This window comes from Microbacterium dauci, from assembly GCF_030065535.1.
In the GTDB taxonomy this organism is placed as follows: domain Bacteria; phylum Actinomycetota; class Actinomycetes; order Actinomycetales; family Microbacteriaceae; genus Microbacterium; species Microbacterium dauci.
The window spans coordinates 334788-359170 of the sequence record NZ_JASJND010000006.1 but is presented as its reverse complement, the minus strand read 5'-3'; the positions used below and the strand labels follow the sequence as shown (position 1 = coordinate 359170).

Genomic DNA, 24383 nt, shown 5'->3' with positions numbered 1-24383 from the left:
CCAGCCTACGGCGTGCCCCGGACGGTCATTCCAGCGCGTCGGCGACGCGGGAGCGGATCGCGGCGGCGAGCTCATCGACCGGCCGGGATGCGTCGAGCACGAGGAACCGTTCGGGCTCGGCTGCGGCGAGCGCGAGGAACGCCGCGCGGACGCGTTCGTGGAACGCGCTCTTCTCGGCCTCGAGGCGGTCGAACGGCTTGTCGGCGGCATCCAATCGACCGCGCGCGACCGATGGGTCGAGGTCGAGCAGCACCGTGAGATCGGGAAGCGCACCCTCGGTCGCCCACAACGACAGGTCGCGGATCTCGCCGCCGTCGAGCACGCGGCCGGCACCCTGATACGCGACGGACGAGTCGAGGTAGCGGTCCTGGATGACGACCTCGCCGCGCGCGAGCGCCGGGCGCACGACGGTCGCGACATGGTGCGCGCGGTCGGCGGCGTACAGCAGTGCCTCGGCGCGCGGGGCGATGTCGCCCCGGTGGTGCAGCACGATCTCGCGGATCAGCACACCCACCTCGCTGCCGCCGGGTTCGCGGGTGCGCACGACCGTGCGGCCCTGCTCGGCGAGCCAACGCTCGAGCAGGGTCGCCTGCGTGGTCTTGCCCGAGCCGTCGCCGCCCTCGAGCGTGACCCAGATGCCGCGCGTCACTTCTTCTTCGCCGGCGCCTTGCGCGTCGTCGTGGCGCGCCGCGTGGTGCGCTTGGGCGCGGGGCCCTTCGCACGCTTGTCGGCGAGCATCTGCACGGCGATCTCGAACGTGATGTCGTCGGGCGTCTGCCCGCGCGGGATCGTGACGTTCGTGGTGCCGTCGGTGACGTAGGCCCCGAAGCGACCGTCCTTGATACGGATCGGCTTCTCGCTGACCGGGTCTGCCTCGAATTCCTTGAGCGAGGTCGCGGCACGGTTCGCGTACTTCGGCTGCGAGTAGATCTCCAGCGCCTGCTCGAGCGTGATGTCGAAGATCATGTCCTCACTCGCGATGCTCCGCGAGTCGGTGCCCTTCTTGATGTAGGGACCGTACGGGCCGTTCTGCGCCGTGATGACGGTGCCCGTCTCGGGGTCGGCACCGACCTCGCGCGGCAGCGAGAGGAGCTTCAGCGCCGTGTCGAGGTCGATCGTCTCGGGCGACATGCTCTTGAAGAGCGAGGCACGCTTGGGCTTGGGCGGGGTGACCTTCTTGGCGCCGCGCTTCGGCTTGACCTCTTCGGCGGGGGCTTCCTCTTCGGGCAGCACCTCTTCGAGGTACGGACCGAACCGGCCGTCCTTGATGACGACGTCGCGGCCGTTGTCGGGGTTCTGTCCGAGCACGCGGTCGCCGCCGATCGGCGCCTCGATGAGCTCGCGCGCCTTCTCGGGCGTCAGCTCGTCGGGGGCGAGGTCGTCGGGCACGTTCAACCGTCGCGGGGTCTCGGGGTCGTCGCCCGGGACCTCGAGGTACGGACCGTACCGGCCGAATCGCAGCACCGCCACGTCGCCGATCTTCGTCGAGTTGATCTCGCGCGCATCGATGTCGCCGAGGTTGTCGACGATGTTGCGAAGGCCCACATGGTCCTTCGACCCGAAGTAGAACTCCTTGAGCCATGCGGCACGGTTCTGCTCGCCGCGGGCGATCGCGTCGAGGTCGTCCTCGAGCGCCGCCGTGAAATCGTAGTCGACGAGGTCGGCGAAGTGCCCCTCGAGCAGGCGGATGATGCTGAACGCGAGCCAGCTCGGCACGAGCGCCTGGCCGCGCTTCGACACGTAGCCGCGGTCGAGGATCACGTCGATGATGCTCGCGAACGTCGACGGGCGGCCGATGCCCTTCTCCTCGAGCGCTTTGACGAGGGATGCCTCGGTGTAGCGGGGCTTCGGGCTGGTGCTGTGCCCCTTCGGCTCGATGTCGCGCAGCGTCAGCGCGTCGCCGACGGCGAGCGCCGGGAGCGACTGGTCGTCGGCGCGATCGTTGTCGCCGCGCTTCTCGTCGCGACCCTCTTCGTACGCGTCGAGGAAGCCCTTGAAGGTGTACACGGTGCCCGACGCGGTGAACGTGGCCGTCTTGCCCGCGGCATCTGCATCGATCGTGACCGTCGTGGTCTCGTACTTCGCGTCGGCCATCTGGCTCGCGACGGTGCGCTTCCAGATGAGCTCGTAGAGCCGCACCTCGTCGCGATCGAGCCCGGAGGTGACCTCCTTGGGCGTGCGGAAGTGCTCACCGGACGGGCGGATGGCCTCGTGCGCCTCCTGCGCGTTCTTCGCGTTGTTGCGGTAACTGCGCGGGTTGGCCGGCACCGCCTTGTCGCCGTAGAGCGCGACGGCCTGGGTGCGCGCCGCGGTGACCGCCTGCGCCGACAGTGCGGTCGAGTCGGTACGCATATAGGTGATGTAGCCCTTCTCGTAGAGCCGCTGCGCGACGCCCATGGCGTGCTTGGCGCTCATCGAGAGCTTGCGACCCGCCTCCTGCTGGAGGGTCGAGGTCGTGAACGGGGGCTTCGGGCTGCGCGTGCCGGGCTTGGCCTCGACGGCGGTGACGGTCGCGGTGCCCGATGCCTCGAGGGCGGCGGCCAGCTCGCGGGCCTCGGTCTCGCTGAGGACGACGACGGCCTTCTTCAGTGCGCCGGTGTCGTCGAAGTCGGTGCCGCGGGCGAGCGGTGCGCCGTCGACGCGGGTGAGGCGGATGCCGAAGGCATCGGCACCCTTCACCGCGTCGGCATCCACGTCCCAGTACGACGCCGAGACGAACGCCATGCGCTCGCGCTCGCGCTCGACGACCATGCGGGTCGCGGCGGACTGCACGCGGCCGGCGCTCGTGCCCTGGCCGACCTTGCGGCGGGTCACGTCGGAGACGTCCCACCCGTAGAGCCGGTCGAGGATGCGGCGGGTCTCCTGCGCGTCGACCAGTGCGTGGTCGAGTTCGCGGGTGTTCTTGACGGCCGCCTGGATGGCGTCCTTCGTGATCTCGTGGAAGACCATCCGCTTGACGGGGACCTTGGGCTTCAACGTCTCGAGCAGGTGCCACGCGATGGCTTCGCCTTCGCGGTCTTCATCGGTGGCGAGCAGGAGTTCGTCCGCGGTCTTCAGGGCGCGCTTGAGCTCGGAGACGGTCTTCTTGCCGCGATCGCTCTCCACATAGAGAGGAGTGAAGTCGTTCTCGATGTCGATCGAGTACTTGCCCACCGAGGTCTTCTTCAGATCGGCGGGGATGTCCTTCTTGTCGGCGAGGTCGCGGATGTGCCCGACCGAGCTCATCACCTCGTATCCGTCACCCAGGTACCCCTGGATCGAGCGCATCTTCGTCGGCGACTCGACGATGACGAGCTTCTTGCCCTGTGCCACGTGGCGTCCTTTCTTCGATGCACACCATACACACCGGTTTGTCAAGAGTGGGCTGGGAGGCGGCTCCGCTCCGTTCGCGACGTGGCGACGCGCCGTCGCACGTCACCCGGACGGAGGCGGACCGGCGCGAGCACGGGCGCGCGCTGTGAAGGCACCGAAGGGGGCCGAGACCTCGACGGTCGCGACGAGGCCGTCGACCGCGCAGGACGCGAGGTCTGCACCGCCGAGTCGGGCAGCGGATGCCGCGTGCTCGCAGGGGACGCCGACGACGCGACCCGATGCCGTGTCGGCGGCGGCGAGCGCTGCGGCATCCGCTGCCCCCGACACCCGTGCCGAGGTCGCGGCGGCTACGCCCGCGCCCGCGAACCCGACGAGCAGGGTCGCGACGACGGCGACGGACCCGACCGCGAGGGCGCTCCCCGCCATCAGTCGTCGCCTGCCACGGAGGAGTCGAGCGCACACGACGACGCACGCAGCCGCGGGATCGGCAACGCGATGCGCGCCGCTGCCGAGACATCCACGCAGACGAAGTCGCCGTCGGCCCGAACGTCGGTGGTCGCGTCGCCGGCGAGCACGCGCACCGCGTCGCGCACGCGGGAGGCATCCTCGCCGCGCGCCGCCAGCCGCGCCGCCTGCGCGGCACCCTGCTCGAGCCGCACCTGCTGCGCGCCCACGCCGAGCGCGCCGACGGCGAGCGCGATGACGACCACGACGGCGGGGACGACCACGGCGAACTCCGCCGTGGCCGATCCCCGCTCGTCGCGGATCATGCGACCGTCAGCGCCCGACGCACGAGGTCCGTCAGGATCTCGCGGACCTCGTCGGACCGCATGATGATGACGAGGAGGCCGGCGAACGCAACGGCGGCCATTGTGGCGATCGCATATTCGGCGGTGGCCGCACCCGTCTCGTCGGCGAACAGCGATGCCGCTCGTTTCGCGGTCAGGGGCGGCAGGTCGTGCTGGGTCATGGGGACTCCTCTTCTTCGGTGGTGGATGGGCACGTGTTCACAGCGTCAGCGGCGTCGTCGTGAGGACCGACAGCAGCATCGGACCGACGCCGAGCAGCAGGAAGGCGGGGAGCGTGCAGACCCCGAGTGGGAGCAGCAGCCGCCCTGAGAGCGCGGCGGCACGCAGGCGCCCCTCGGTGCGGGCTCGCTGGCGTCGGGAGGCGGCATCCGCTCGCAGCAGGTCGACCGCCGGCACCCCGGCGGTGCGCGAGAGGTCGAGCACGGCGAGCGTGGCCGCGTCGGGCGCCGCTTCGCCCGCGGCCTGGACCACCTCGAGGGCACGCGGGATCGACACTCCGCCCGACAGCGCGATCGCCACAACCTCGGCGTCGAGTCCCGGGATGCCCGGCTCGGGCTGGGCACGCCGCACGAGCGCGCGAGTCCACCGGTGCGTGGCGAACATCAGGAGGATGCCGCCGACGAGCAACGCGACTCCGATCGGCTGGGTGAATGCGCGGAGGGGATCGAACCCGAGCGCGCCGCCGAGCGCCAGCGCGACGAGCGGCAACCAGGCGATGAGGCGCGCCGTGGTCTGCGGCTCGGCGAGCGCGATCCGCACGTCGTCACGGGCCTGGTGCGCGTCGCGGAGGGCTTCGGCGAGCCCGCGGAGGCTGTCGGCGAGCGGCGCGCCGACCGTCGTCGCGACGTGCCATGCCGCACCGATCCGCCGCCACGCGTCGCCACGCTCGGCGAGGGTCGTCGCCACGGGACGACCGGACGCCCAGGCATCACGCACGAGCACCGCCGTCTCGTCGCCGCCGGACGCGAGGTGCTCCCACGCCGCCGCCGGCGCGAGCCCGGCCCGCAGCAGCACGGCGAGGCGTTCCACGGTGGATGCCACGGCCGCGGCATCCGAGTGCACGTCGACCGGTTTCACGACCGCACCCGCATCCCCAGGCGGTCGCCGTCGAGCACGGGCCGCGCGATGCCGGTGACCCGACGGATGCCGTCGGCACCCCGTTCGATGTGGACCACGGCGCCGATCGCGCTCACGACCTGGCGTGCCAGGGCGCGATCGTCCATCCCGGCGAGCGCGCCGAGCGCCTCGAGCCGCGCCGGCACCTCGTCGAGCCCACTGGCGTGCACCGTGCCCGCGCCGCCGTCGTGCCCCGTGTTGAGCGCCGTGAGCAGTTCGCGCACCTCCTCGCCGCGGCATTCGCCGACGACGAGCCGGTCGGGGCGCATCCGGAGCGCCTCGCGCAGGAGCCGGCCGAGTGGGATTGCACCGACGCCCTCGAGGTTCGCCTGCCGCGCTTCGAGCCGCACATGGTGCGGGTGGGCGATCCGGAGTTCCGCGACGTCCTCGATCGTGACGATCCGCTCGTGAGGGGGAACTCGGCCCAGCAGTGCCGCGAGGAGCGTCGTCTTGCCCGCACCGGTGGCGCCGGTGACGAGCACATTCTCGCGCCCGGCGACGAGCCCGGCCAGCCGGTCACCGGTCGCAGCGTCGAAGGCGCCGCGACGCCCGAGATCGTCGAGGTCGGGGACGCCCGTGCCGGGAAGTCGGATCGAAATCGTTGTCCCAGCACAGGCGATCGGCGGCAGCACGGCATGCACGCGGATGCCACCGTCCCAGCGCACGTCGGCACAGGGCGTGGCGTCATCGAGATGTCTGCCGCCGAGCGCGATGAGCCCCACCGCGAGGTCGCGTGCCGCGGCTGCGTCGACGCTCCAGCCGTCGATCCGTGCGATGCCGCGACCCCGGTCGATGAAGAGGGCGCCGTCGCCGTTGACGAACACGTCGGTGACGTCGGGGTCGGCGAGGTACGGCCGGAGTGTCTCGACGACCGGATGCCTCGGCACCGATCTGGGGTGCGCGGAGGCCCCACCACGCGGCGCGGCGACGAACGAGAGCGACATGCCCCGACGCTATGGACAGCGGATGCCGCGCGACCGCCGCGGCGACGGTCCCGTGGACAGCGCCCGGGTCGGCGCCGGTGTGGAGGAACCACCGCGGAGGCGCCGGAAACGGAGAAGGGCGGCATCCTTTGGGGGAAAGGATGCCGCCCGGCAGCCGCGCGTCAGGGGGGATCGGCGGGCTGCGAGGCCGAAGCGAATGTTCGGGCGTTGTAATACTACGACCCCGAGACACTTTTCAGCGACCACCGATACGTTCGCATCACGACTTCTCAGCCTCAGTCCATGTATCCGCCAGCGCACCCACTATCGGCGGTAGTGCGGTCGGGCTGCACGAACCTACAGTGGCGACATCGCGGCGGCGCGGATGCCGGTCCGCGTGGCACCGCCGCCTGACGCAAAGGAGCGCCGCATGAGCAGCCAGATCGATCACCTCCTCACCGAGACACGCCGCTTCGCACCGTCGGCCGAGTTCGCCGCAGCCGCCATCGGGACCGCTGATCTCTACGCACGTGCAGCCGAAGACCGCGAGGCGTTCTGGGCAGACCAGGCACGCGAGCTCCATTGGCACACGCCGTTCACCAAGACGCTCGATTGGTCGAACCCGCCGTTCGCGACCTGGTTCGAGGACGGCGAGCTGAACGTCGCCTACAACTGCCTCGACCGGCACGTCGAAGCCGGGAACGGCGACCGGTTCGCGCTGCTGTGGGAAGGCGAACCGGGCGACGAGCGCCGGGTCACCTACGCCGAGCTCACCGACGAGGTGAAGCGCCTCGCGAACGTCCTCACCGACCTCGGAGTCGAGGCGGGCGACCGCGTGGCGATCTACCTGCCGATGATCCCCGAGGCCGTGGCATCCATGCTCGCCGTCGCACGCATCGGCGCGATCCACTCCGTCGTCTTCGGCGGGTTCTCCGCCGACAGCCTGCGCGCCCGTATCGACGACGCAGGCGCGAAGCTCGTCATCACGAGCGACGGCGGCTACCGCAAGGGACGCGTCTCACCGCTGAAGCCCGCGGTCGACCAGGCACTCGGCGACCGTGGGCAGGGCCCGCAGGAGAGCGTCGAGCACGTGCTCGTGGTGCGCCGCACCGAGAACGAGGTCTCGTGGACCGAGGGCCGCGACGTCTGGTACCACGACGTCGTCCCCGCGGCATCCGCCGATCACGAGGCGCAGCCGTTCCCGGCCGAGAACCCGCTCTTCATCCTCTACACCTCGGGCACGACCGGAAAGCCGAAGGGCATCCTCCACACGTCCGGCGGCTACCTCACGCAGGCGGCGTTCACCAACAAGGTCGTCCACGACCTGCATCCCGAGACCGACGTCTACTGGTGCACCGCCGACATCGGCTGGATCACGGGGCACAGCTACGTCACCTACGGGCCGCTCGCGAACGGCGTGACGCAGGTGCTCTACGAAGGCACGCCGGACACCCCGCACCCGGGACGCTGGTGGGAGCTCGTCGAGAAGTACGGCGTGACGATCCTCTACACGGCCCCGACGGCGATCCGCTCGTTCATGAAGCTCGGGCGTCAGGTGCCCGAGAAGTTCGACTTGTCGTCGCTGCGCCTCCTCGGTTCCGTGGGTGAGCCCATCAACCCGGAGGCGTGGATGTGGTACCGCCACGTCATCGGCGGCGACCGCACCCCGATCGTCGACACGTGGTGGCAGACCGAGACCGGCGCCATGATGGTCTCCGCCCTCCCAGGCGTCACCGAGACGAAGCCCGGTAGCGCACAGGTGCCGCTCCCCGGTGTCGGCGTCGACGTCGTCGACGACAGCGGCAACAAAGTGGGCAACGGCGGCGGCGGACTCCTCGTCCTCACCAAGCCGTGGCCCAGCATGCTGCGCGGGATCTGGGGCGACCCGGAGCGGTTCAAGGAGACCTACTGGGACAAGTTCGAGCAGCAGGGCTACTACTTCGCCGGCGACGGCGCACGCCTCGACGAGGACGGCGACGTGTGGTTCCTCGGTCGCGTCGACGACGTCATGAACGTGTCGGGCCACCGGCTCTCGACGACCGAGATCGAGTCGGCGCTCGTCGGCAACGAGGCGGTCGCCGAAGCCGCGGTCGTCGGCGCGAGCGACGAGACGACGGGCCAGGCCGTCGTGGCATTCGTGATCGTGAAGCAGAGCTACCTCGATCAGCACTCCCCCGAGGGCCTCGCAGACACGCTCCGCAAGTGGGTCGGCGAGCAGATCGGCCCGATCGCGCGGCCGCGCGACATCTACATCGTGGGCGAGCTTCCGAAGACCCGATCGGGCAAGATCATGCGGCGCCTGCTCCGCGATGTCGCCGAGGGCCGCGAGGTCGGCGACACGACGACCCTCGCCGACACCGCCGTGATGAGCGTCATCAGCGCCCAGGTGAAGTAGGTCGGAACGGCGCCGGTCGTCAGGCGTGGGTGAAGATGACTTCGACCTCGATTGGGCTGTCGAGCGGGAGGACGGGGACGCCCACTGCGGAGCGCGCGTGCCGGCCGGCGTCGCCGAACACGTCGCCGAGCAGGCCGCTCGCGCCGTTGATGACGCCGGGCTGGCCGGTGAACTCGGGGACGGATGCCACGAACCCGGTGACCTTCAGCACGCCGGTGAGCCGATCGACGCCACCGACGACCGCAGCGGCCGCAGCGATCGCGTTCAACGCGCTCTGCCGCGCATACGCGGTCGCGTCGGCGGCGGGCACCAGTCCCTCACCCTCACCGACCTTGCCGGTGGCGGGCAGTGCTCCGTCCACCATCGGGAGCTGCCCCGAGGTGTAGACGAGGTCGCCGTGGACCTTCGCGGGGATGTACGCCGCCACCGGGGGGACGACCGCGGGGAGCTCGATGCCGAGCTCGGCGAGGCGAGCGGAGACCGACATCAGCCCTGCCCGAACTGCCGCGCCGCCTGCGCTGCGGCATCCAGTCCGGCAGAGTTCGACGCACCGCCGCCGCTGGGACGTTTGAAGTAGCCGACGAGCCCGCCCTCGGGCCCGGTCACCACCTGCACCAGTTCCCACCCCTGCTTGCCCCAGTTGTTGAGGATCGCGGCGGTGTTGTGAATCAGCAGCGGCGTGGTCATGTACTCCCACGTGGTCATGAAGGCTCCCGGAGGCTCGGCGGGTGTCGCGGCGGACCGCGGAAACGGGTCGTCCATCCGAGGCATCCCCCAGGTAACTCCCCTACGATCAGCCTATGCCCCACTCGAAAAGGACCGCCACCGGTGTGTTCGGAGGCGTGCTCGGCCTCATCGGCCTGAGCACCGTCGCCGGCGTTCTCGTCACGGCCACGGTCACCCCGGCGATCGCCGTTTCCGGCTACGCGGCATCCAGCGCGATCGAGATGTTCGACAACATGCCGAGCTACCTCAAGATCGACAAGCTGATGCTGCCGACCGAGCTCTACGCGAAGAACGGGGCCGGTGACTGGACGGTCATGACCGAGTTCTACGACCAGAACCGCATTCCGGTGACGTTCGACGAGGTCAACCCGGTCCTCTACGACGCGATCCTCTCGAGTGAGGACAAGAACTTCTACACGCACGGCGGTATCGACCTGATCGGTACCCTCAGCGCACTCGCGGGCAACCTGGGTTCGGGCACGAACCGCGGTGGCTCGTCGATCACGCAGCAGTACGTGAAGAACGTGCTGCAGCAGAACTGCGAGGCCGAAGCGACCTCCGACGATGAGGTCCGGGTCTGCTACGAGGAGTCCACGGTCAACTCGGGCACCGCGGGCTACGAGCGCAAGCTCCAGGAGATGCGCTACGCGATCCAGCTCGAGAAGGAGTACTCGAAGGACGAGATCCTCATCGGGTATCTCAATATCGCGCACTTCGGCGGATCGGTGTACGGCATCGGCGCCGCCGCGAGCTACTACTTCAACACGACCGTCGACAAGCTGAGCATCGGCCAGTCCGCGGCGCTCGCCGGCATGGTCGTCGAGCCGAACACGTTGCGCATCGACCGTCCCGAGCGGGGGTCGGTGACCAACTCGGAGGGCGAGCCGATCAACACGGCCGCCGACGGGTACGCGCTCACCAAGGACCGGCAGCAGTACGTGCTCGGCCGCATGCTGAAGGACGGCAAGATCACGCAAGAGGAGTTCGACCTCTACAACGAGGGCACGATCACCCCGAAGATCAACCCGCGACGCACCGGATGCCAGCAGGCGAAGGGTATGGAGTTCTTCTGCGAGTACGTCGTCTCGCAGATCAAGCGCGACGCGGCGTTCGGCGAGACGCCCGAAGAGCGCACGGCGGCACTCCGTCGCGGCGGCCTGAAGGTGTACACCACCATCGACGCGAGCCTGCAGGCCGCGGCGCGCGACGCGATCTCGATCGTGCCGTCATCGGTCGACTACATGGAGCTCGGCGCCACCGGGACCCAGGTCGAGGTGGGCACGGGCCGCATCCTGTCGATGGTGCAGAACCGGCCCTACAGCGTCGAGACCGGCAACCGCAACACCACACAGCTCAACTACAACGTCCGCCAGGTCGACGGTGGCGCGAGCGGGTTCTCGGCGGGCTCGACGTACAAGCTGTTCAGCCTCATCAACTGGCTCCAGGAAGGCAACTCGGTCAACGCCAACGTGAACGGCCGGGTCGGCATCAAGAACGTCGAGACCTGTAACGGCAACATCGTCCAGCAGCCCGCGGACAACTCCGGACAGACCAACCACATCGGCAACTTCGAGGGGAGCTCGGGCTACAACGGCACGCCGTACAACTTCACGAAGGACTCGCTGAACTCCGGTTTCCTCGCGATGGCCGAGCGGATCTCAGTGTGCAGCACGAACCAGGTCGCGATGGACCTCGGCGTCATGCGCGGCACGGGCGATCCGCTCGACAACGAGAACGTCCCCTACGACGTCCTCGGCTCGGGCAACGTCGCACCGCTCGATATGGCGCAGGTCTACGCTGCCGTCGCCTCGAACGGCATCCTCTGCGAGTCGAAGGCGATCGACAAGGTCCTGAACGCCGACGGGAGCGAGCACCCGATCCCCGAGCGCACGTGCGAGCGCGGAATGAGCGAGGCAGTGGCCTCGACCGCCGCCTACGCACTGCAGGCGGTCATGCAGGGCGACGGTACCGGCTCGGGATCGCGGACCTACGACGGCGTCCCGATCCTGGGCAAGACCGGTATCCACCAGTTCGAGCACACCTGGATGGACGGTGCGAGCACCGAGGTCGCCACCGTGGTCTGGGTCGGCAATGAGAAGGCGACGCAGATCGCCGGGGTCGGCACCGACACGAAGGACGACGACCGGTGGGCCAACATCAAGTTGGACGAGCACTGGGAGAACGGCTGGCGCCTATCCCGCATCCGTAACGCGATCTGGCCGGTCATGCAGCGCGCGGCGAACGCGGAGTACGGCGGACAGGCCTTCCCCCAGCCCGATAAGGATCTCACCAAGCGCGAGTACGTGAATCTGCCTAACGTCGTCGGCATGGACGTCGAAGAGGCCACCGACGTCCTCGAAGAGCGAGGGTTCTCCGTCACCGTCGGCGACCCGGTCGACGCGACGGAAGAAGCGGGCACGATCGTCGAACAGTCCCCCGGTGCGGGTCGCGTCCCCTCGGGGACGACCGTCACGATCAGCCCGAGTAACGGCGAAGGCGCGACGGTGCCCGGCGTGGGCGGCACGCCCGAGGACGCACAGGCGGCGCTGCGGGCAGCCGGCTTCACGAATGTCCGCACGCTGTGTTCCGACGCGGAAGGTGCGCCCGCCGAGGGTGTCGTCACCGGTACCGACCCGTCCGCGGGCGAGACCGTGTCGCGCGGCGACCGCATCACCATCCGATACCAGTCGTCCGACTGCGACGGCAACGGGAACGGAGGCGGCAACGGCGGTGGCGGTAACGGCGGCGGAGACGGCGGCGTGATCCCCGGCCCCGGCGACGGCAACTGACGTGCGTCCACCAGCACGGACGGCCCTCACCGCGCTCGGCGCGGTGGGGGCCGTCGGCCTGGGCGCGGCGGTGTGGGGCTTCGGCATCGAGCGCTACCTCTTCACGCTGCGTCGGCATGAGCTCGCGATCCTTCCCGCCGGCTCGCCGTCGCTGACGGTGCTGCACCTGTCCGACGCGCACATGGCGCCGTGGCAACGCCGCAAGCAGCGGTGGATCGCCGACCTCGCCGACCTCACCCAGCCCGACCTCGTCGTCAACACCGGCGACAACCTCGGCCACGAGGACGGCCTGCGCGGTATCCGCGCGGCGTTCACCCCGCTCGCGGGCATCCCCGGCGTCTTCGTCCACGGCTCGAACGACGTCACCGCCCCGAGCGGTCGGAACCCGTTCATGTACTTCCGGGGCCCCTCCGCCTACGCCAAGCGATCGGGGACGCTCGATACCGCAGCGATGGACGACTACTTCACCGCTGAGCTCGGTTGGACCGACCTCAACAACACCGCGACGACGCTTGACGTGGGCGGCCTCCGCGTCGACGCCGTCGGCGTCGACGACGCACACCGTGACTGGGACGACCTCGACGGCGCCCTGGCCGCACTGGACGGACTCGCGACGGACGGAGCCTTCCGCCTCGGTGTCACCCATGCGCCGTACCGTCGCGTGCTGGACCGATTCACGGATGCCGGTGTCGCAGCGATCCTCGCCGGGCACACGCACGGCGGGCAGGTTCGCATCCCGTTCTCGTCGAAAGCGCTCGTCGCGAACTGCGACATCCCGCTCGATCAGGCCCGCGGACTCAGCACCTGGCGGCACGACCACCGCGCCGTCCCGCTCAACGTCAGTGCGGGGCTCGGGCACTCGATCTACGCACCCGTACGGTTCGCGTGTCTCCCCGAGGCATCCGTCCTCACACTGCGAGCGGGATCGTCCCACGATTCGTCGGACGGGCATCCGAGAGGGTAGACTCGGAGGGTTGCCACGGGGTGTGGCGCAGCTTGGTAGCGCGCGTCGTTCGGGACGACGAGGCCGCAGGTTCAAATCCTGTCACCCCGACAGCAGAGAGGCTCCGCCGCAAGGCGGGGCCTTTCGCATCCCCCGGTCCGCCGGGGAATCGCACACTCCCCGGGGGAACGGAGCACGCTCACCATGACCACGCCTCGACTCGTCGCATTCGACCTCGACGACACGCTCGCACCGTCCAAGAGCGCGATCGATCCGCGCATCGGCGACCTGCTCCTCGCCCTCGCAGAGCGGGTGCAGGTCGCGATCATCTCCGGCGGTCAGCTGCAGCAGTTCAAGACCCAGGTCGTCGAGCGTCTGCCCGAGACCACGGCGACGGTGCTCGCGAACATGCACCTGATGCCCACGTGCGGCACGCAGTACTACCGGCTGACCGACGCGGGGATCGAGACGGTCTACGCGCACACCCTGTCCGACGACGAGAAGGCCCGCGCCCTCGCCGCCGTCGAGGAAGAGGCGAAGCGCCTCGGTGTCTGGGAGTCCGAGACGTGGGGGCCGATCCTCGAAGACCGCGGCTCGCAGATCACCTTCTCGGCGCTCGGCCAGAGCGCACCGCTCGACGCCAAGATGGCCTGGGACCCGGACGGGGCCAAGAAGAACGCCCTTCGCGACGCCGTCGCCGCACGCATCCCCGACCTCGAAGTCCGCTCCGGCGGGTCGACCTCGGTCGACATCACCCACCGCGGCATCGACAAGGCCTACGGCATGCGCAAGCTCGCCGAACAGACCGGCATCCACCTCGACGACATGCTCTTCGTCGGTGACCGCCTCGACGAGCACGGCAACGACTACCCCGTCCTCGCGATGGGTGTCACCTGCCAGGCAGTCGAGGGCTGGGAGGACACCGCAGTGTTCCTCGACGGACTGATCCCGACGCTGCCGACCCACTGAGGCCGGTCGCGGTCAGCGGAGGCGGCCGCCAGACTCGCGCAGATAGCACCGCGCGCACATCGACTCGTACGTGACCCGGTCGGCGGTGAGCTCGTCGATCGCGACCTGATCGCCGTCGAAGACGAACCGTCCGCCCACGAGGCGCGCGTTGAACAGCGCCTTGCTGCCACAGCGACAGATCGTCTTCAGTTCTTCGAGGCTGTGCGCGAGTTCCATGAGCCGAGCCGACCCGGGGAACGCGCGGGTCTGGAAGTCGGTGCGGATGCCGTACGCGAGCACAGGCACGCCGTCTTCGACCGTGATGCGCAGCAGATCGTCGACCTGCGCCGGAGTGAGGAACTGCGCCTCGTCCACGAGGAGGCAGGCGACGTCGTGGTGCTCATCGGGCACGAGTGCCTCGTCGGCGGTCCGCTGGACGCGCTCGCGGTGCGAGGCGAAAAGCGCGCGCACGTCGTCGTCTGGCCGGATGAGGAAGTCCACGGTCCGCTCGACGCCGAGGCGGCTGGAGATCTGATCGGCACCCTTCGTGTCGATCTCGGGCTTGGCGAGCAGGATGTGCTGGCCGCGCTCCTCATAGTTGTACGCGGCCTGCAGGAGCGCGGTCGACTTCCCGGAGTTCATCGCCCCGTAGCGGAAGTAGAGCTTCGCCATGCCGCCGGCTCAGGCGTTGATCTGGAGCGCGGACGCCGTCTTCTGCAGCACCTGCGACGCGGTCGCGGCATCGCCGTTCAGCGTCTCGCCGTACGTGGGGATGAGCGCACGGAGCGTCGGCTCCCAGCCGGCGATGCGGTCGGGGAAGCACGTCTTGAGGAGCCCGAGCATGATGGATGCCCCGGTGGAGGCTCCCGGCGAGGCGCCGAGGAGTCCGGCGATCGAGCCGTCGGCGGAGCTGACGACCTCGGTGCCGAACTGCAGCACGCCACCCTTCTTCGGATCCTTCTTCATGACCTGGGCACGCTGACCGGCCTGGAGCAGCTCCCAGTCCTCGTCGCGGGCGCTCGGCATGAAGTCGCGGAGCGAGTCGACCTTCTTCGCGTGGCCCTTCAGGAGCTCGCTGACGAGGTACTTGATGAGTCCCGGGTTGTCGATGGCGACCTTCAGCATCGGCCAGAGGTTACCCGGACGCACCTGCGCGACGATGTCGGTGAGGCGGCCCTGCTTGAGGAACTTCGGGCTGAACGTCGCGAACGGACCGAACAGCAGCGAAGCCTCGCCGTCGACGACACGGGTGTCGAGGTGCGGCACCGACATCGGCGGTGCGCCGACGGATGCCTGCGAGTAGACCTTCGCCTTGTGCTGCGCGACGAGCTCGGGGTTCGAGGTCTTCAGCCACTGGCCGCCGATCGGGAAGACGCCGTAGCCGCTGATCTCGGGGATGCCGGAGCGCTGCAGGAGCTTGATCGCCCAGCCCCCCGCGCCGACGAACACGAAACGCGCGTTCACAGAGCCGGGCGTGCGGCCCACCGAGTTGCGGTACGACACCTTCCAGGTGCCGTCCTTCTGCTTGGTGAGGTTTCGCACCTCGCGGTTGACCACGACGTCGGCGCCCTGCGCGCCGAGGTGGTCGAAGAGCTGGCGCGTAAGCGAGCCGAAGTCGACGTCGGTGCCGGCGGGAACACGGGTCGCCGCGAACGGCTCCCCCGCGCGGCGACGGTGCATGAGCAGCGGCGCCCACTGGTTGATGACGCGCGAGTCCTCGGAGTACTCGATACCCGCGAAGAGGGGCTGCTCTTTGAGCACCTCGTAGCGCTTCTTGAGGAAGGCGACGTCCTTCTCACCGCGGACGAACGTCATGTGCGGCGTCGGGTTGATGAAGGTGGACGGCTCGTCGAGGACGCCCTGCTCGATGAGGGCAGACCAGAGCTGGCGCGACTGCTGGAACTGCTCGTTGATGCCGATCGCCTTGGCAGGGTCGATCGACCCATCGGGGCCTTCGGGCGTGTAGTTGAGCTCGCAGAGCGCGGCGTGACCGGTGCCGGCGTTGTTCCAGGCGTTGGACGACTCCTGCGCGACGTCCGAGAGCCGCTCGAAGACGGCGATCTTCCAGTCGGGCTCGAGCTGCTGCAGGAGGGTGCCCAGCGTGGCGCTCATGATGCCGCCGCCGATGAGCACGGCGTCGTACGTCCCCGCCGTTGGATTCGCCGATTCGTTCTCAGTCACGGTCATCCAGTCTACGCGGCGCGCCGTGGCCTCCCGGTCGCACACCGGCCGCCGACGTCCGCAACAATGCGCGTTCTTACGCGGACGTGAAGCGGATGCCGCGGCATCCGCTCAGACGCGGGCGGCGAGACGCTCGGCGACGAGTTCGGCGATCTGCACGGCGTTGAGCGCCGCGCCCTTGCGCAGGTTGTCGTTGCTCACGAAGAGCACGAGACCCTTGCCCTCGGGCGCGGACTGATCGGCGCGGATGCGGCCGACGAAGCTCGGGTCGGCACCGGCGGCCTGCAGCGGCGTCGGCACCTCAGCGAGCTCGACACCGGGGGCGTCGGCCAGCAGCTCGCGCGCACGCTCGGGGGTGAGGTCGCGGTCGAACTCGGCGTGGATCGACAGCGAGTGACCGGTGAACACCGGGACGCGCACGCAGGTGCCCGCGACCCGGAGGTCGGGGAGCTCGAGGATCTTGCGGCTCTCGTTGCGGAGCTTCTTCTCCTCGTCGGTCTCATTGTCGCCGTCCTCGACGAGGTTGCCGGCGAACGGGATCACGTCGAAGGCGATCGGGGCGACGTACTTCTGCGGTGCCGGGAACTCGACCGCGGCACCGTCGTGGACGAGGTCGAGCGTCTTGCCCTGCGCGAGCACACCCTCGACCTGACCGAGGAGCTCCTCGGCGCCGGCGAGGCCGGAGCCCGAGACCGCCTGGTAGGTGCTGACGGTGAGGCGGACGAGGCCGCTCTCGACGTGCAGCGGCTTCAGCACCGGCATCGCGGCCATCGTGGTGCAGTTCGGGTTGGCGATGATGCCCTTGGGCGGGTTCAGCGTCGCGTGCGGGTTGACCTCGCTGACGACGAGGGGGACCTCGGGGTCCATGCGCCAGGCGCTGGAATTGTCGATGACGACGGCGCCGGCCTCGGCGAAGCGGGGCGCGTGCGCACGCGAGCCGGTGGCTCCGGCCGAGAAGAGCGCGATGTCGATGCCGGACGGGTCTGCGGTCGCGACGTCCTCGACGACGATCTCGTGACCATCGAAGACGATCGTGCTGCCGGCGGACCGCGCAGTCGCGAAGAGGCGAAGCGAGCGGATCGGGAAGCCGCGCTCCAGCAGAATCTCGCGCATGACGGTGCCGACCTGGCCGGTGGCGCCGACGACGGCGACGGAGAGTCCGGATTCGGAGATGACGGTCATGAGCGGTCCTTGCGTTGCGGTGGGACGGATGCCGCGCCCACGCCGGGAGACGGCGAATGTCGGGCGGGTTTCGGCGATTCTATCGGTCCGCGCGACGCCCGATCGCCGAGATGACCGTGCGTGAACTGCCTCGAGGCGGCGCCATCCTGCCGATCTGCGTCAGCGGCGCTCAGCCGTCGGCGGCGAGCACCCCGAGCACGTGCAGCGAGTGGGCGACCAGCCCGTGGGTCGTCTCGCGGTAGTGCGGCAGGGCGATGATCGCCTGGAGCAGCGCCCACCCGCGGCCGCGGCGCCACGTGTCATCGTCGAGGTCGAGCAGCTCACGCAGGCGCGCTCGTCCGCTGCCGTCGAGCATGCTCCAGGCACTCATCAGGTCGCAGGCGGGGTCGCCGACACCGGCTGCCTCCCAGTCGAGGACGGCGTGCAGCCGACCATCGGCGTCCAGCAGCACGTTGTTCGCGAGCAGGTCGCTGTGGGTCCACCGAAGCGGATGCCGCCACCCCGGCGCCGCGAGTGCGTCGGCCCACAGCGGCTCGAGCGCCGCCACCTCCACGAGATCCGCTGCGGCGGCGAGCGAGTTCTTCACCGCGGTGTCGTACTGATCGAGCCCCTGTCGGTAGCCGGCGCGGGCATCCTCGACGGGCAGCTGCCACAGGTCGCCGAGGAACGCGGCGAGGTCGTCCGCGAGTGCCGCTCCCCCTGCACCGGGTGTCGCGATCGTCCCGCCGAGCCAGCTCAGCAGCAGCCAGGGCTTCGGGTAGGCGGCATCCGGCGCGCCGACGTGCAACACCGTCGGCACCTCGACGCGGAGCCGCGGCGCGACGAACGCGAGCGTCTCGGCCTCGGCGGCCGCATCGCTCCATTCGGCCATGATCGGCAGGCGTGCGAGCGCGCGCTCACCGACCCGGTACAGCGCGTTGACGGTGCCCGTCGAAGGCACCTCGCGCAGCGGCTCGTCCGCGAATGCCGGCACCTGCGCGAGCAGGCGACGGACGACCGCGGGGGTCACCTCGATCCGGCCGACGTGGAGCCGCGGCCGGGGCATCTCAGCGGCCGGACCCCGCGTAGACGACCGCCTCGGTGTCGCCGTCGAGCCCGTAGGCCGTGTGCACGACGCGTGCGGCGTCGGCCAGGTCGTCGCCGCGCACCACGACCGAGATGCGGATCTCGGAGGTCGAGATCATCTCGATGTTCACGCCCGACGTCGAGAGCGCCTCGAAGAGGGTCGCCGAGACGCCGGAGTGGGTGCGCATGCCCGCGCCGACGACCGACAGCTTGCCGATCTGGTCGTCGTGCACGAGCTTGTCGAAGCCGACCGAGCCCTGCTCCGCCGCGAGGGCGCGGAGCGCGGTGGATGCCTCGGCCTTGGGCAGCGTGAAGGAGATGTCGGTGCGTCCGGTCGCGGCGGCCGACACGTTCTGCACGATCATGTCGACGTTCGCGCCCGACTTCGCGACGATCTTGAAGATCTCGGCGGCCTTGCCGGGCACGTCGGGCACGCCGACGACGGTGATCTTCGCCTGGCTGAGGTCGGTGGCGACACCGGTGACGATGGGCTCTTCCATCTCTGCTCCCTCTTGCTGGTCGGGCGCGGTCATACCGGCCCCGAGGACGTAGGTGCCGACGCCCGACGAGAACGTCGAGCGGGCGTGGATCATGACGCCGTGACGGCGGGCGAACTCGACGGCGCGGATGTAGAGCACCTTGGCCCCGTTCGCGGCGAGCTCGAGCATCTCCTCGGACTGGACGGTCGCGAGCTTTCGGGCCTTCGGCACGACCCGCGGGTCGGCGGTGAAGATGCCGTCGACGTCGCTGTAGATCTCGCAGACGTCGGCGTTCAGCGCGGCGGCGAGCGCGACGGCGGTCGTGTCGGATCCCCCGCGACCGAGGGTCGTGATGTCGCGGGTGTCGCGGCTGAAGCCCTGGAAGCCGGCGACGATGACGATGGCGCCCTCGTCGAGCGCCTCACGCACCCGGACCGGGGTGACGTCGACGATGCGGGCGGCGCCGTGCGAGCTGTCGGTGATCATGCCGGCCTGGCTGCCCGTGAACGAGCGCGCCTCGAAGCCCATCGAGTTGATCGCCATCGCCAGCAATGCCATCGAGATGCGCTCACCGCTGGAGAGCAGCATGTCGAGCTCGCGCGGCGCGGGCAGCGGCGAGACCTGCGACGCGAGGTCGAGCAGCTCGTCGGTGGTGTCGCCCATCGCGCTGACGGCGACGACGACGTCGTGGCCGGCACGGCGGGCGTCGACGATGCGCTTCGCGACGCGGCGGATGCTCTCGGCGTCGGCGACGGACGAACCGCCGTACTTCTGGACGATCAGGGCCATAGGTCGGAAACTCCCGGGTGGATGCCGGCGCACCGGCGGGCGGTGACGCACGCCCTGGCTCCCATCCTAGGGAGCCGGTCATGCGACCGCGGCCATGTGACGGCGCCCTCGGAGCGAGACGTGATTAGGCTGGCGACATGGCACGTCGACGGATCCTCTCGTCGCTCACCTCGCTCGTCCGCACGTCGGATGCCTCCCCCGCGACGGAAATGCTCCCGATCCTCGACGACGCGTTCGCGGTCCGGGTCCTCGACCTCGCGATCCGGATCGGCGAGACGATGCTCGTGGCCGGGGCATCCGCCAGCGAAGTGACACTCACGATCGTCCGCGTCGCGGGCGCCTACGGGCTCGATCCGGTCCATGTCGACGTGACGTACAACTCGATCACCGTCGCCCACCACCGCAGCGGCGCCGACCGGCCGATCACGCTGCTGCGCGTCGTGCGCGGATCGGCACCCGATCATCAGCGACTGCAGCGACTCCAGGCGCTCGTCATCGACATCCGCGCCGGCGCCGCGCTCGACGACGCCGTCGCGGCGTTCCGGGTGATCCGCCGCACGCCGTTCCGCTACCACGCGCCCGTCGTCGTCGTGGCGCAGTCGCTCCTCGCCGTCGGCGTCGCCGTGATGTTCGGCGGCAACGTGCTCGTCATCGCGCTGTCGTTCTTCGCCGCGGCAGCCGCCTCGATCACACAGCAGTTGCTCGCAAGAGCGCGCGTCCCGTTCTTCTTCAGCCAGATCGCCGGCGCCTTCGTCCTCACCCTCGTCGCAGCCACCGCGACACTCCTCCGGGCGACCGGATGGGAGCTGGCCGTGGACATCCGCCCGTCGGTGATCGTGGCATCCGGCATCGTCCTCATGCTCGCCGGACTCACCGTCGTCGGCGCTGCGCAAGACGCGATCGACGGCTTCGCGCTCACCGCGATGGGCCGCATCCTGGAGCTCACCACCCAGACGCTCGGCGTCGTACTCGGCATTCTCGCCGGGCTCGAGACCGCGCGCGTGATCGGGCTCGGCATGACCGCGCCGGACGACGTCCTCCCCCTGGGGCCGGTTCCCGCACAGTTCGTCGGCGCGGGACTCATCGCACTCGCAGTCACCGTGTTCAATGGTGCGGGCCTGCGGATCGTCGTCGTCAGCATCGTGCTGAGCCTCGTCGCGTGGGGCGGGTACCTCGCGGCATCCGCCATCGGATTCGAGACCGCGGCAGCCAGCGGCGTCGGCGCGTTCGTCGGCAGCCTCGTCGGCGTCGTCGCGGCCTACCGACTGCACGTGCCGTCGGTCGCAATCACGACCGCCGCGATCCTGCCGATGGTGCCCGGCGCCGCTGTCTTCCGAGGACTGCTCGGCATCGTCGAATCGGGCGATGATGCCGCGGTCCTGTTGACGGGCTTCACGACGCTGGCCGCCGCGGCCACGATCGGCATCGCCCTCGCGGTCGGCGCCTCGCTCGGCATCTACGTCGGCCAGCCGTTGCGCGCATCGCTCGCATCTGTCACCCGCACCCGCGCCCGCGTGCGGGTGTGAGCGGGCAATAGGCTCGACGTATGGCTTCTGCTGCGACCGACGACATCTGGAACCGGGCACTCGATTTCGATTGGGATGCCACGCTCGGCGGCGACGTCGCACTGCGGAACGTGCTGACGTTCGACGGCATGGTGCAGAATGGCGGCCTCTGGTACGCGGTCGAGGTGCACGCGACCGACGAAGAGTTCCCGATCGCGGCGATCGTGGACGGCTATCGGACGCTGGGGCTCGAGACGACGGCGCACACGGTCGAGCGCGCCCACGAGGAGTACGAGCAGACCGTCGGCATCGGCGACGACGAGGCCTGGGCCGACGCCGAGGAGCGGATCACCGAGGAATACACCCTCGAGTCGGACGACCTCAGCGACGCGCTCGAGCGCACGCTCACGCAGGAGCCGGAACTCTTCGCACCGCTCGACTGAATTCTCGAAACGCTGAGCAGCGGGCCGCGCCGTCAGATCGCGCGACGCCCCTCGAACGCGCGGCCGAGCGTGACTTCGTCTGCGTATTCGAGGTCGCCGCCCACCGGCAATCCGGACGCGAGGCGTGTGACGCTGATCTCGAGCGTGTGCAGCAGTCGGCTGAGGTAGGTCGCCGTCGCCTCGCCCTCGAGGTTCGGGTTCGTCGCGAGGATGACCTCGGTCACCGTGCCGTCGGCGAGGCGCTGCATGAGCTGGGCGATGCGGAGGTCGTCGGGCCCGATGCCGGCGATCGGACTGATCGAGCCGCCGAGCACGTGGTACAGGCCGCGGAACTCACGCGTGCGCTCGATCGCCGACACGTCCTTCGCGTCTTCGACGACGCAGATGAAGGTTCGGTCGCGGCGCGGGTCGCGGCAGATGCCGCACTGGTCCTGCTCGGACACGTTGCCGCAGATCTCGCAGAAGCGCACGCGTTCGCGCAGCTCCGACAGCAGGTGCGCGAGCCGGGAGACGTCGAACGTCGGCGTCTGCAGGATGTGGAACGCGATGCGCTGCGCGGACTTCGGTCCGATGCCGGGCAGGCGCCCGAACTCGTCGATCAGGTCTTGGACGATGCCGTCGTACATGGTTCAGGCGGTCCTTCAGTTGAATCTGGTCGGCGGCGTGTACGGCTCTTCGCGCACGAACCGCGCGCCGAGCAGCTGCCGCACGGCCGCCTCGCCGACGCGCTCGATGCCGCCGGAACGGATCGGCGTGACCGGAGCGACGCGCTCGGGGACCACGCGCACCGGGATCGGGGCGTCTGCATCCACCGGCGGGGGAATCTCGTCCTCGTCACGGTCGTCGTCGGGCTCGGGTGCTTCGGCCGACAACACATCGCCCTCGCGCTCGACCGTCAGGGTGCGCTGCGGGGCGGATGCCGCGTCTTCGGGCTCGTCGTCGACAGCGAACTGCGCACTGGGGCCGTCGCCGCCGGGAATCGGTGCGACCGCCCACTCGGTGACGGGCGCCGCCGCAGCGGCCGCAGGTCGCGGCGCGGAAGCGCGGGGCGCCGCCGACGGCGCGGGCGTGCCGCCTACGGGGCTCGACGGAGCCGCGGGCGGCTGCCGCGAGGGCGCCCCACCGCCGGGCGTCGGGTCGGACTGCGGCGCCGAGCCGCCCGAGGGCGGCGTCGGGTCGCCGTCGTGGTGCGCGCGGTACTTCACCCGCACGCCGAGCACGGAGTGGATCGCGACGCGGAGGTCTTCGCTGGGCCCCTTGCCCGCGTTGAGCTTCTTGAACGACTGCACGTCGGACTGGCTCTGGAAGGCGAGCGTCAGCACCTCGTCGTCGTAGGCGACCGGGCGCGAGATCGTCGCGATCATCCACGAGGTGCGACTGATGTCTTCGAGGCGACGCAGCACTTCTGGCCACGCATCCCGCACCTGCTCGAAGGTGATCGGTCCGGTCGGGACCGGCGGCTCGGGCAGTGCGGGAACCGAAGGCGCCGGCGCCTCGGCGACGGGAGCGGCTGCGGCAGGCGTGGCTGCCACCGGAGCAGCCGCCGAAGGCGTCGAGGCCGGGGGAGCTGTCGCGGGCACGGTCGGCGCCGACGTCACCGGCGGAGCAGCAGCCGCAGGGGCTGCGACCGCACCGACGCCCGATGGCGCATCCCCAGCGGCGAGCACGCGCGCCACGAGGAGCTCGAGCTGCAGCCGCGGCGACGTCGTGCCGGTCATGTCGTCGAGCGCGGTCACGACGAGGTCGGCGATGCGCGAGAGCCGGTCGGTGCCGAACGAGGACGCCTGACGACCCATGCGCTCGAGTTCGTCGGCCGGGATGCCGCGCAGCACGGCGCTCGCGCCGGCGCCGGTCGCGGCCACGATGATGAGGTCGCGCAGGCGCTCGAGCAGGTCGTCGACGAAGCGGCGCGGGTCCTGCCCCGTCTGCACGACCCGGTCGACGGCGCCGAACGCACCGGCGGCGTCGCGCGAAGAGAACGCGTCGACGACCTCGTCGAGGAGCTCTGCGTGCGTGTACCCGAGGAGCGCGACGGCGCGCGCGTACGCGACGACTCCGGCATCCGATCCGGCGATCAGCTGGTCGAGGAGCGACAGGGTGTCACGAGGCGAGCCACCACCTGCGCGGACCACGAGCGGAAGCACGCCGGGCTCGACCTGCACACCCTCCTGCGCGCAGAGCTGCTCGATGTACTCGAGCATCGCGGCGGGGGCGACCAGGCGGAACGGGTAGTGGTGCGTGCGCGAGCGGATCGTGCCGATGACCTTCTCGGGCTCGGTCGTCGCGAAGATGAACTTGACGTGCGCCGGCGGCTCTTCGACGAGCTTGAGCAGCGCGTTGAAGCCCTGCGCCGTGACCATGTGCGCTTCGTCGAGGATGAAGATCTTGAACCGGTCGCGGGCGGGTGCGAACACCGCGCGCTCGCGGAGGTCGCGGGCGTCGTCGACACCGTTGTGGGATGCCGCGTCGATCTCGACGACATCGAGCGACCCGCCGCCGCCGCGGCTGAGTTCGACGCAGCTGTCACACGTGCCGCACGGGGTGTCGGTGGGCCCCTGCGCGCAGTTCAGGCAGCGGGCCAGGATGCGCGCAGACGTCGTCTTGCCGCAGCCGCGGGGGCCGGAGAAGAGATACGCGTGCCCGACGCGGTCGCCGCGGAGCGCGGTCATGAGCGGGTCGGTGACCTGCGACTGCCCGATCATCTCGCCGAACGTCTCCGGGCGGTAGCGGCGGTACAGGGCGGTGGTCACCAGAACAGACTACGGCGTGGCACCGACA

At 70.0% G+C, this 24383-nt stretch carries 22 protein-coding genes and 1 tRNA gene; 7 read left to right on the top strand and 16 right to left on the bottom strand.

The window, feature by feature from the left end; all coding sequences use genetic code 11:
* Window positions 1-25: 25 nt before the first annotated feature.
* From tmk to QNI14_RS10470, 7 genes are all read right to left on the bottom strand, one after another.
* Complete coding sequence (gene tmk, locus QNI14_RS10500; RefSeq protein ID WP_283716539.1) at window positions 26-649, bottom strand: dTMP kinase; 624 nt, start codon at window positions 647-649, stop codon at window positions 26-28.
* Window positions 646-3312 carry a type I DNA topoisomerase gene (gene topA / locus QNI14_RS10495; protein ID WP_283716538.1) on the bottom strand — a complete coding sequence of 889 codons (2667 nt, stop codon included), beginning with the start codon at window positions 3310-3312 and terminating at the stop codon, window positions 646-648. The genes tmk and topA overlap by 4 nt, the downstream gene beginning before the upstream one ends.
* Window positions 3313-3414: 102 nt before the next feature.
* Window positions 3415-3738, bottom strand: coding sequence for a helicase (locus QNI14_RS10490; protein ID WP_283716537.1), 324 nt, complete (start codon window positions 3736-3738; stop codon window positions 3415-3417).
* Complete coding sequence (locus QNI14_RS10485; RefSeq protein WP_283716536.1) at window positions 3738-4082, bottom strand: TadE family type IV pilus minor pilin; 345 nt, start codon at window positions 4080-4082, stop codon at window positions 3738-3740. The genes QNI14_RS10490 and QNI14_RS10485 overlap by 1 nt, the downstream gene beginning before the upstream one ends.
* Window positions 4079-4282, bottom strand: coding sequence for a DUF4244 domain-containing protein (locus QNI14_RS10480; protein ID WP_283716535.1), 204 nt, complete (start codon window positions 4280-4282; stop codon window positions 4079-4081). Before QNI14_RS10480 ends, QNI14_RS10485 begins: the two co-directional genes overlap by 4 nt.
* 37 nt (window positions 4283-4319) lie before the next feature.
* Window positions 4320-5198 (bottom strand): type II secretion system F family protein, encoded by an 879-nt coding sequence (locus QNI14_RS10475; protein WP_283716534.1) that lies wholly within the window; start codon window positions 5196-5198, stop codon window positions 4320-4322.
* Entirely contained in the window at window positions 5195-6181 is a 987-nt protein-coding gene (locus QNI14_RS10470; RefSeq protein WP_283716533.1) for a TadA family conjugal transfer-associated ATPase, read from the bottom strand. Before QNI14_RS10470 ends, QNI14_RS10475 begins: the two co-directional genes overlap by 4 nt.
* Window positions 6182-6590: 409 nt before the next feature.
* Between QNI14_RS10470 and acs the strand changes: the two genes are divergently transcribed.
* Window positions 6591-8555 carry an acetate--CoA ligase gene (gene acs, locus QNI14_RS10465; protein WP_283716532.1) on the top strand — a complete coding sequence of 655 codons (1965 nt, stop codon included), beginning with the start codon at window positions 6591-6593 and terminating at the stop codon, window positions 8553-8555.
* A gap of 19 nt (window positions 8556-8574) precedes the next feature.
* On the opposite strand, the gene QNI14_RS10460 is transcribed toward acs, so the two are convergent.
* A complete protein-coding gene (locus QNI14_RS10460; RefSeq protein ID WP_283716531.1) occupies window positions 8575-9042 on the bottom strand; it encodes a RidA family protein in 468 nt (155 codons plus the stop codon).
* Entirely contained in the window at window positions 9042-9260 is a 219-nt protein-coding gene (gene sp36 / locus QNI14_RS10455) for a Sp36 family protein (RefSeq protein WP_283716530.1), read from the bottom strand. The genes QNI14_RS10460 and sp36 overlap by 1 nt, the downstream gene beginning before the upstream one ends.
* A gap of 95 nt (window positions 9261-9355) precedes the next feature.
* Here sp36 and QNI14_RS10450 point away from each other — a divergent pair, with 95 nt between their 5' ends.
* From QNI14_RS10450 to QNI14_RS10435, 4 genes are all read left to right on the top strand, one after another.
* Window positions 9356-12070, top strand: coding sequence for a transglycosylase domain-containing protein (locus QNI14_RS10450; protein WP_283716529.1), 2715 nt, complete (start codon window positions 9356-9358; stop codon window positions 12068-12070).
* Window position 12071: 1 nt separating this feature from the next.
* Window positions 12072-13034: a metallophosphoesterase gene (locus QNI14_RS10445; protein WP_283716528.1), complete on the top strand. Its 963-nt coding sequence runs from the start codon at window positions 12072-12074 to the stop codon at window positions 13032-13034.
* A gap of 16 nt (window positions 13035-13050) precedes the next feature.
* Window positions 13051-13124: transfer RNA gene (locus QNI14_RS10440), tRNA-Pro, on the top strand.
* Window positions 13125-13217: 93 nt separating this feature from the next.
* Window positions 13218-13982 carry an HAD-IIB family hydrolase gene (locus tag QNI14_RS10435; RefSeq protein ID WP_283716527.1) on the top strand — a complete coding sequence of 255 codons (765 nt, stop codon included), beginning with the start codon at window positions 13218-13220 and terminating at the stop codon, window positions 13980-13982.
* A gap of 12 nt (window positions 13983-13994) precedes the next feature.
* Here the strand turns inward: QNI14_RS10435 and QNI14_RS10430 are convergent, their stop codons facing one another.
* The 5 genes from QNI14_RS10430 to QNI14_RS10410 form a co-directional block, all read right to left on the bottom strand.
* Window positions 13995-14633, bottom strand: a complete 639-nt coding sequence (locus tag QNI14_RS10430) for a thymidine kinase (RefSeq protein WP_283716526.1) — start codon at window positions 14631-14633, stop codon at window positions 13995-13997.
* 9 nt (window positions 14634-14642) lie between these two features.
* Window positions 14643-16148 (bottom strand): malate:quinone oxidoreductase, encoded by a 1506-nt coding sequence (locus QNI14_RS10425; RefSeq protein WP_283716525.1) that lies wholly within the window; start codon window positions 16146-16148, stop codon window positions 14643-14645.
* Window positions 16149-16253: 105 nt separating this feature from the next.
* Entirely contained in the window at window positions 16254-17324 is a 1071-nt protein-coding gene (locus QNI14_RS10420) for an aspartate-semialdehyde dehydrogenase (RefSeq protein ID WP_283716524.1), read from the bottom strand.
* Between the two features lie 169 nt (window positions 17325-17493).
* Window positions 17494-18369 (bottom strand): phosphotransferase, encoded by an 876-nt coding sequence (locus tag QNI14_RS10415; RefSeq protein ID WP_283716523.1) that lies wholly within the window; start codon window positions 18367-18369, stop codon window positions 17494-17496.
* Window position 18370: 1 nt separating this feature from the next.
* Window positions 18371-19657 carry an aspartate kinase gene (locus QNI14_RS10410; protein ID WP_283716522.1) on the bottom strand — a complete coding sequence of 429 codons (1287 nt, stop codon included), beginning with the start codon at window positions 19655-19657 and terminating at the stop codon, window positions 18371-18373.
* A 137-nt stretch (window positions 19658-19794) separates the two neighbouring features.
* Here QNI14_RS10410 and QNI14_RS10405 point away from each other — a divergent pair, with 137 nt between their 5' ends.
* Both QNI14_RS10405 and QNI14_RS10400 read left to right on the top strand, forming a co-directional pair.
* Window positions 19795-21183 (top strand): threonine/serine exporter family protein, encoded by a 1389-nt coding sequence (locus QNI14_RS10405; protein ID WP_283716521.1) that lies wholly within the window; start codon window positions 19795-19797, stop codon window positions 21181-21183.
* 20 nt (window positions 21184-21203) lie between these two features.
* Window positions 21204-21605: a DMP19 family protein gene (locus QNI14_RS10400; protein WP_283716520.1), complete on the top strand. Its 402-nt coding sequence runs from the start codon at window positions 21204-21206 to the stop codon at window positions 21603-21605.
* A gap of 32 nt (window positions 21606-21637) precedes the next feature.
* On the opposite strand, the gene recR is transcribed toward QNI14_RS10400, so the two are convergent.
* Together recR and QNI14_RS10390 are read right to left on the bottom strand one after the other, a co-directional pair.
* Entirely contained in the window at window positions 21638-22231 is a 594-nt protein-coding gene (gene recR / locus QNI14_RS10395; RefSeq protein WP_283716519.1) for a recombination mediator RecR, read from the bottom strand.
* Window positions 22232-22246: 15 nt separating this feature from the next.
* Complete coding sequence (locus tag QNI14_RS10390; protein WP_283716518.1) at window positions 22247-24355, bottom strand: DNA polymerase III subunit gamma and tau; 2109 nt, start codon at window positions 24353-24355, stop codon at window positions 22247-22249.
* Window positions 24356-24383 lie beyond the last annotated feature (28 nt).

Excerpts from the sequence above, each read along its gene's own strand:
- QNI14_RS10490 (WP_283716537.1), bottom strand. The coding sequence starts at position 3,738 with ATGGCGGGGAGCGCCCTCGCGGTCGGGTCCGTCGCCGTCGTCGCGACC.
- recR (WP_283716519.1), bottom strand. The coding sequence starts at position 22,231 with ATGTACGACGGCATCGTCCAAGACCTGATCGACGAGTTCGGGCGCCTG.
- QNI14_RS10460 (WP_283716531.1), bottom strand. The coding sequence starts at position 9,042 with ATGTCGGTCTCCGCTCGCCTCGCCGAGCTCGGCATCGAGCTCCCCGCG.
- sp36 (WP_283716530.1), bottom strand. The coding sequence starts at position 9,260 with ATGACCACGTGGGAGTACATGACCACGCCGCTGCTGATTCACAACACC.
- acs (WP_283716532.1), top strand. The coding sequence starts at position 6,591 with ATGAGCAGCCAGATCGATCACCTCCTCACCGAGACACGCCGCTTCGCA.
- QNI14_RS10400 (WP_283716520.1), top strand. The coding sequence starts at position 21,204 with ATGGCTTCTGCTGCGACCGACGACATCTGGAACCGGGCACTCGATTTC.
- QNI14_RS10435 (WP_283716527.1), top strand. The coding sequence starts at position 13,218 with ATGACCACGCCTCGACTCGTCGCATTCGACCTCGACGACACGCTCGCA.
- QNI14_RS10470 (WP_283716533.1), bottom strand. The coding sequence starts at position 6,181 with ATGTCGCTCTCGTTCGTCGCCGCGCCGCGTGGTGGGGCCTCCGCGCAC.
- QNI14_RS10430 (WP_283716526.1), bottom strand. The coding sequence starts at position 14,633 with ATGGCGAAGCTCTACTTCCGCTACGGGGCGATGAACTCCGGGAAGTCG.
- QNI14_RS10420 (WP_283716524.1), bottom strand. The coding sequence starts at position 17,324 with ATGACCGTCATCTCCGAATCCGGACTCTCCGTCGCCGTCGTCGGCGCC.
- QNI14_RS10410 (WP_283716522.1), bottom strand. The coding sequence starts at position 19,657 with ATGGCCCTGATCGTCCAGAAGTACGGCGGTTCGTCCGTCGCCGACGCC.
- QNI14_RS10425 (WP_283716525.1), bottom strand. The coding sequence starts at position 16,148 with ATGACCGTGACTGAGAACGAATCGGCGAATCCAACGGCGGGGACGTAC.
- QNI14_RS10450 (WP_283716529.1), top strand. The coding sequence starts at position 9,356 with ATGCCCCACTCGAAAAGGACCGCCACCGGTGTGTTCGGAGGCGTGCTC.
- QNI14_RS10405 (WP_283716521.1), top strand. The coding sequence starts at position 19,795 with ATGGCACGTCGACGGATCCTCTCGTCGCTCACCTCGCTCGTCCGCACG.
- QNI14_RS10415 (WP_283716523.1), bottom strand. The coding sequence starts at position 18,369 with ATGCCCCGGCCGCGGCTCCACGTCGGCCGGATCGAGGTGACCCCCGCG.
- QNI14_RS10485 (WP_283716536.1), bottom strand. The coding sequence starts at position 4,082 with ATGATCCGCGACGAGCGGGGATCGGCCACGGCGGAGTTCGCCGTGGTC.
- QNI14_RS10480 (WP_283716535.1), bottom strand. The coding sequence starts at position 4,282 with ATGACCCAGCACGACCTGCCGCCCCTGACCGCGAAACGAGCGGCATCG.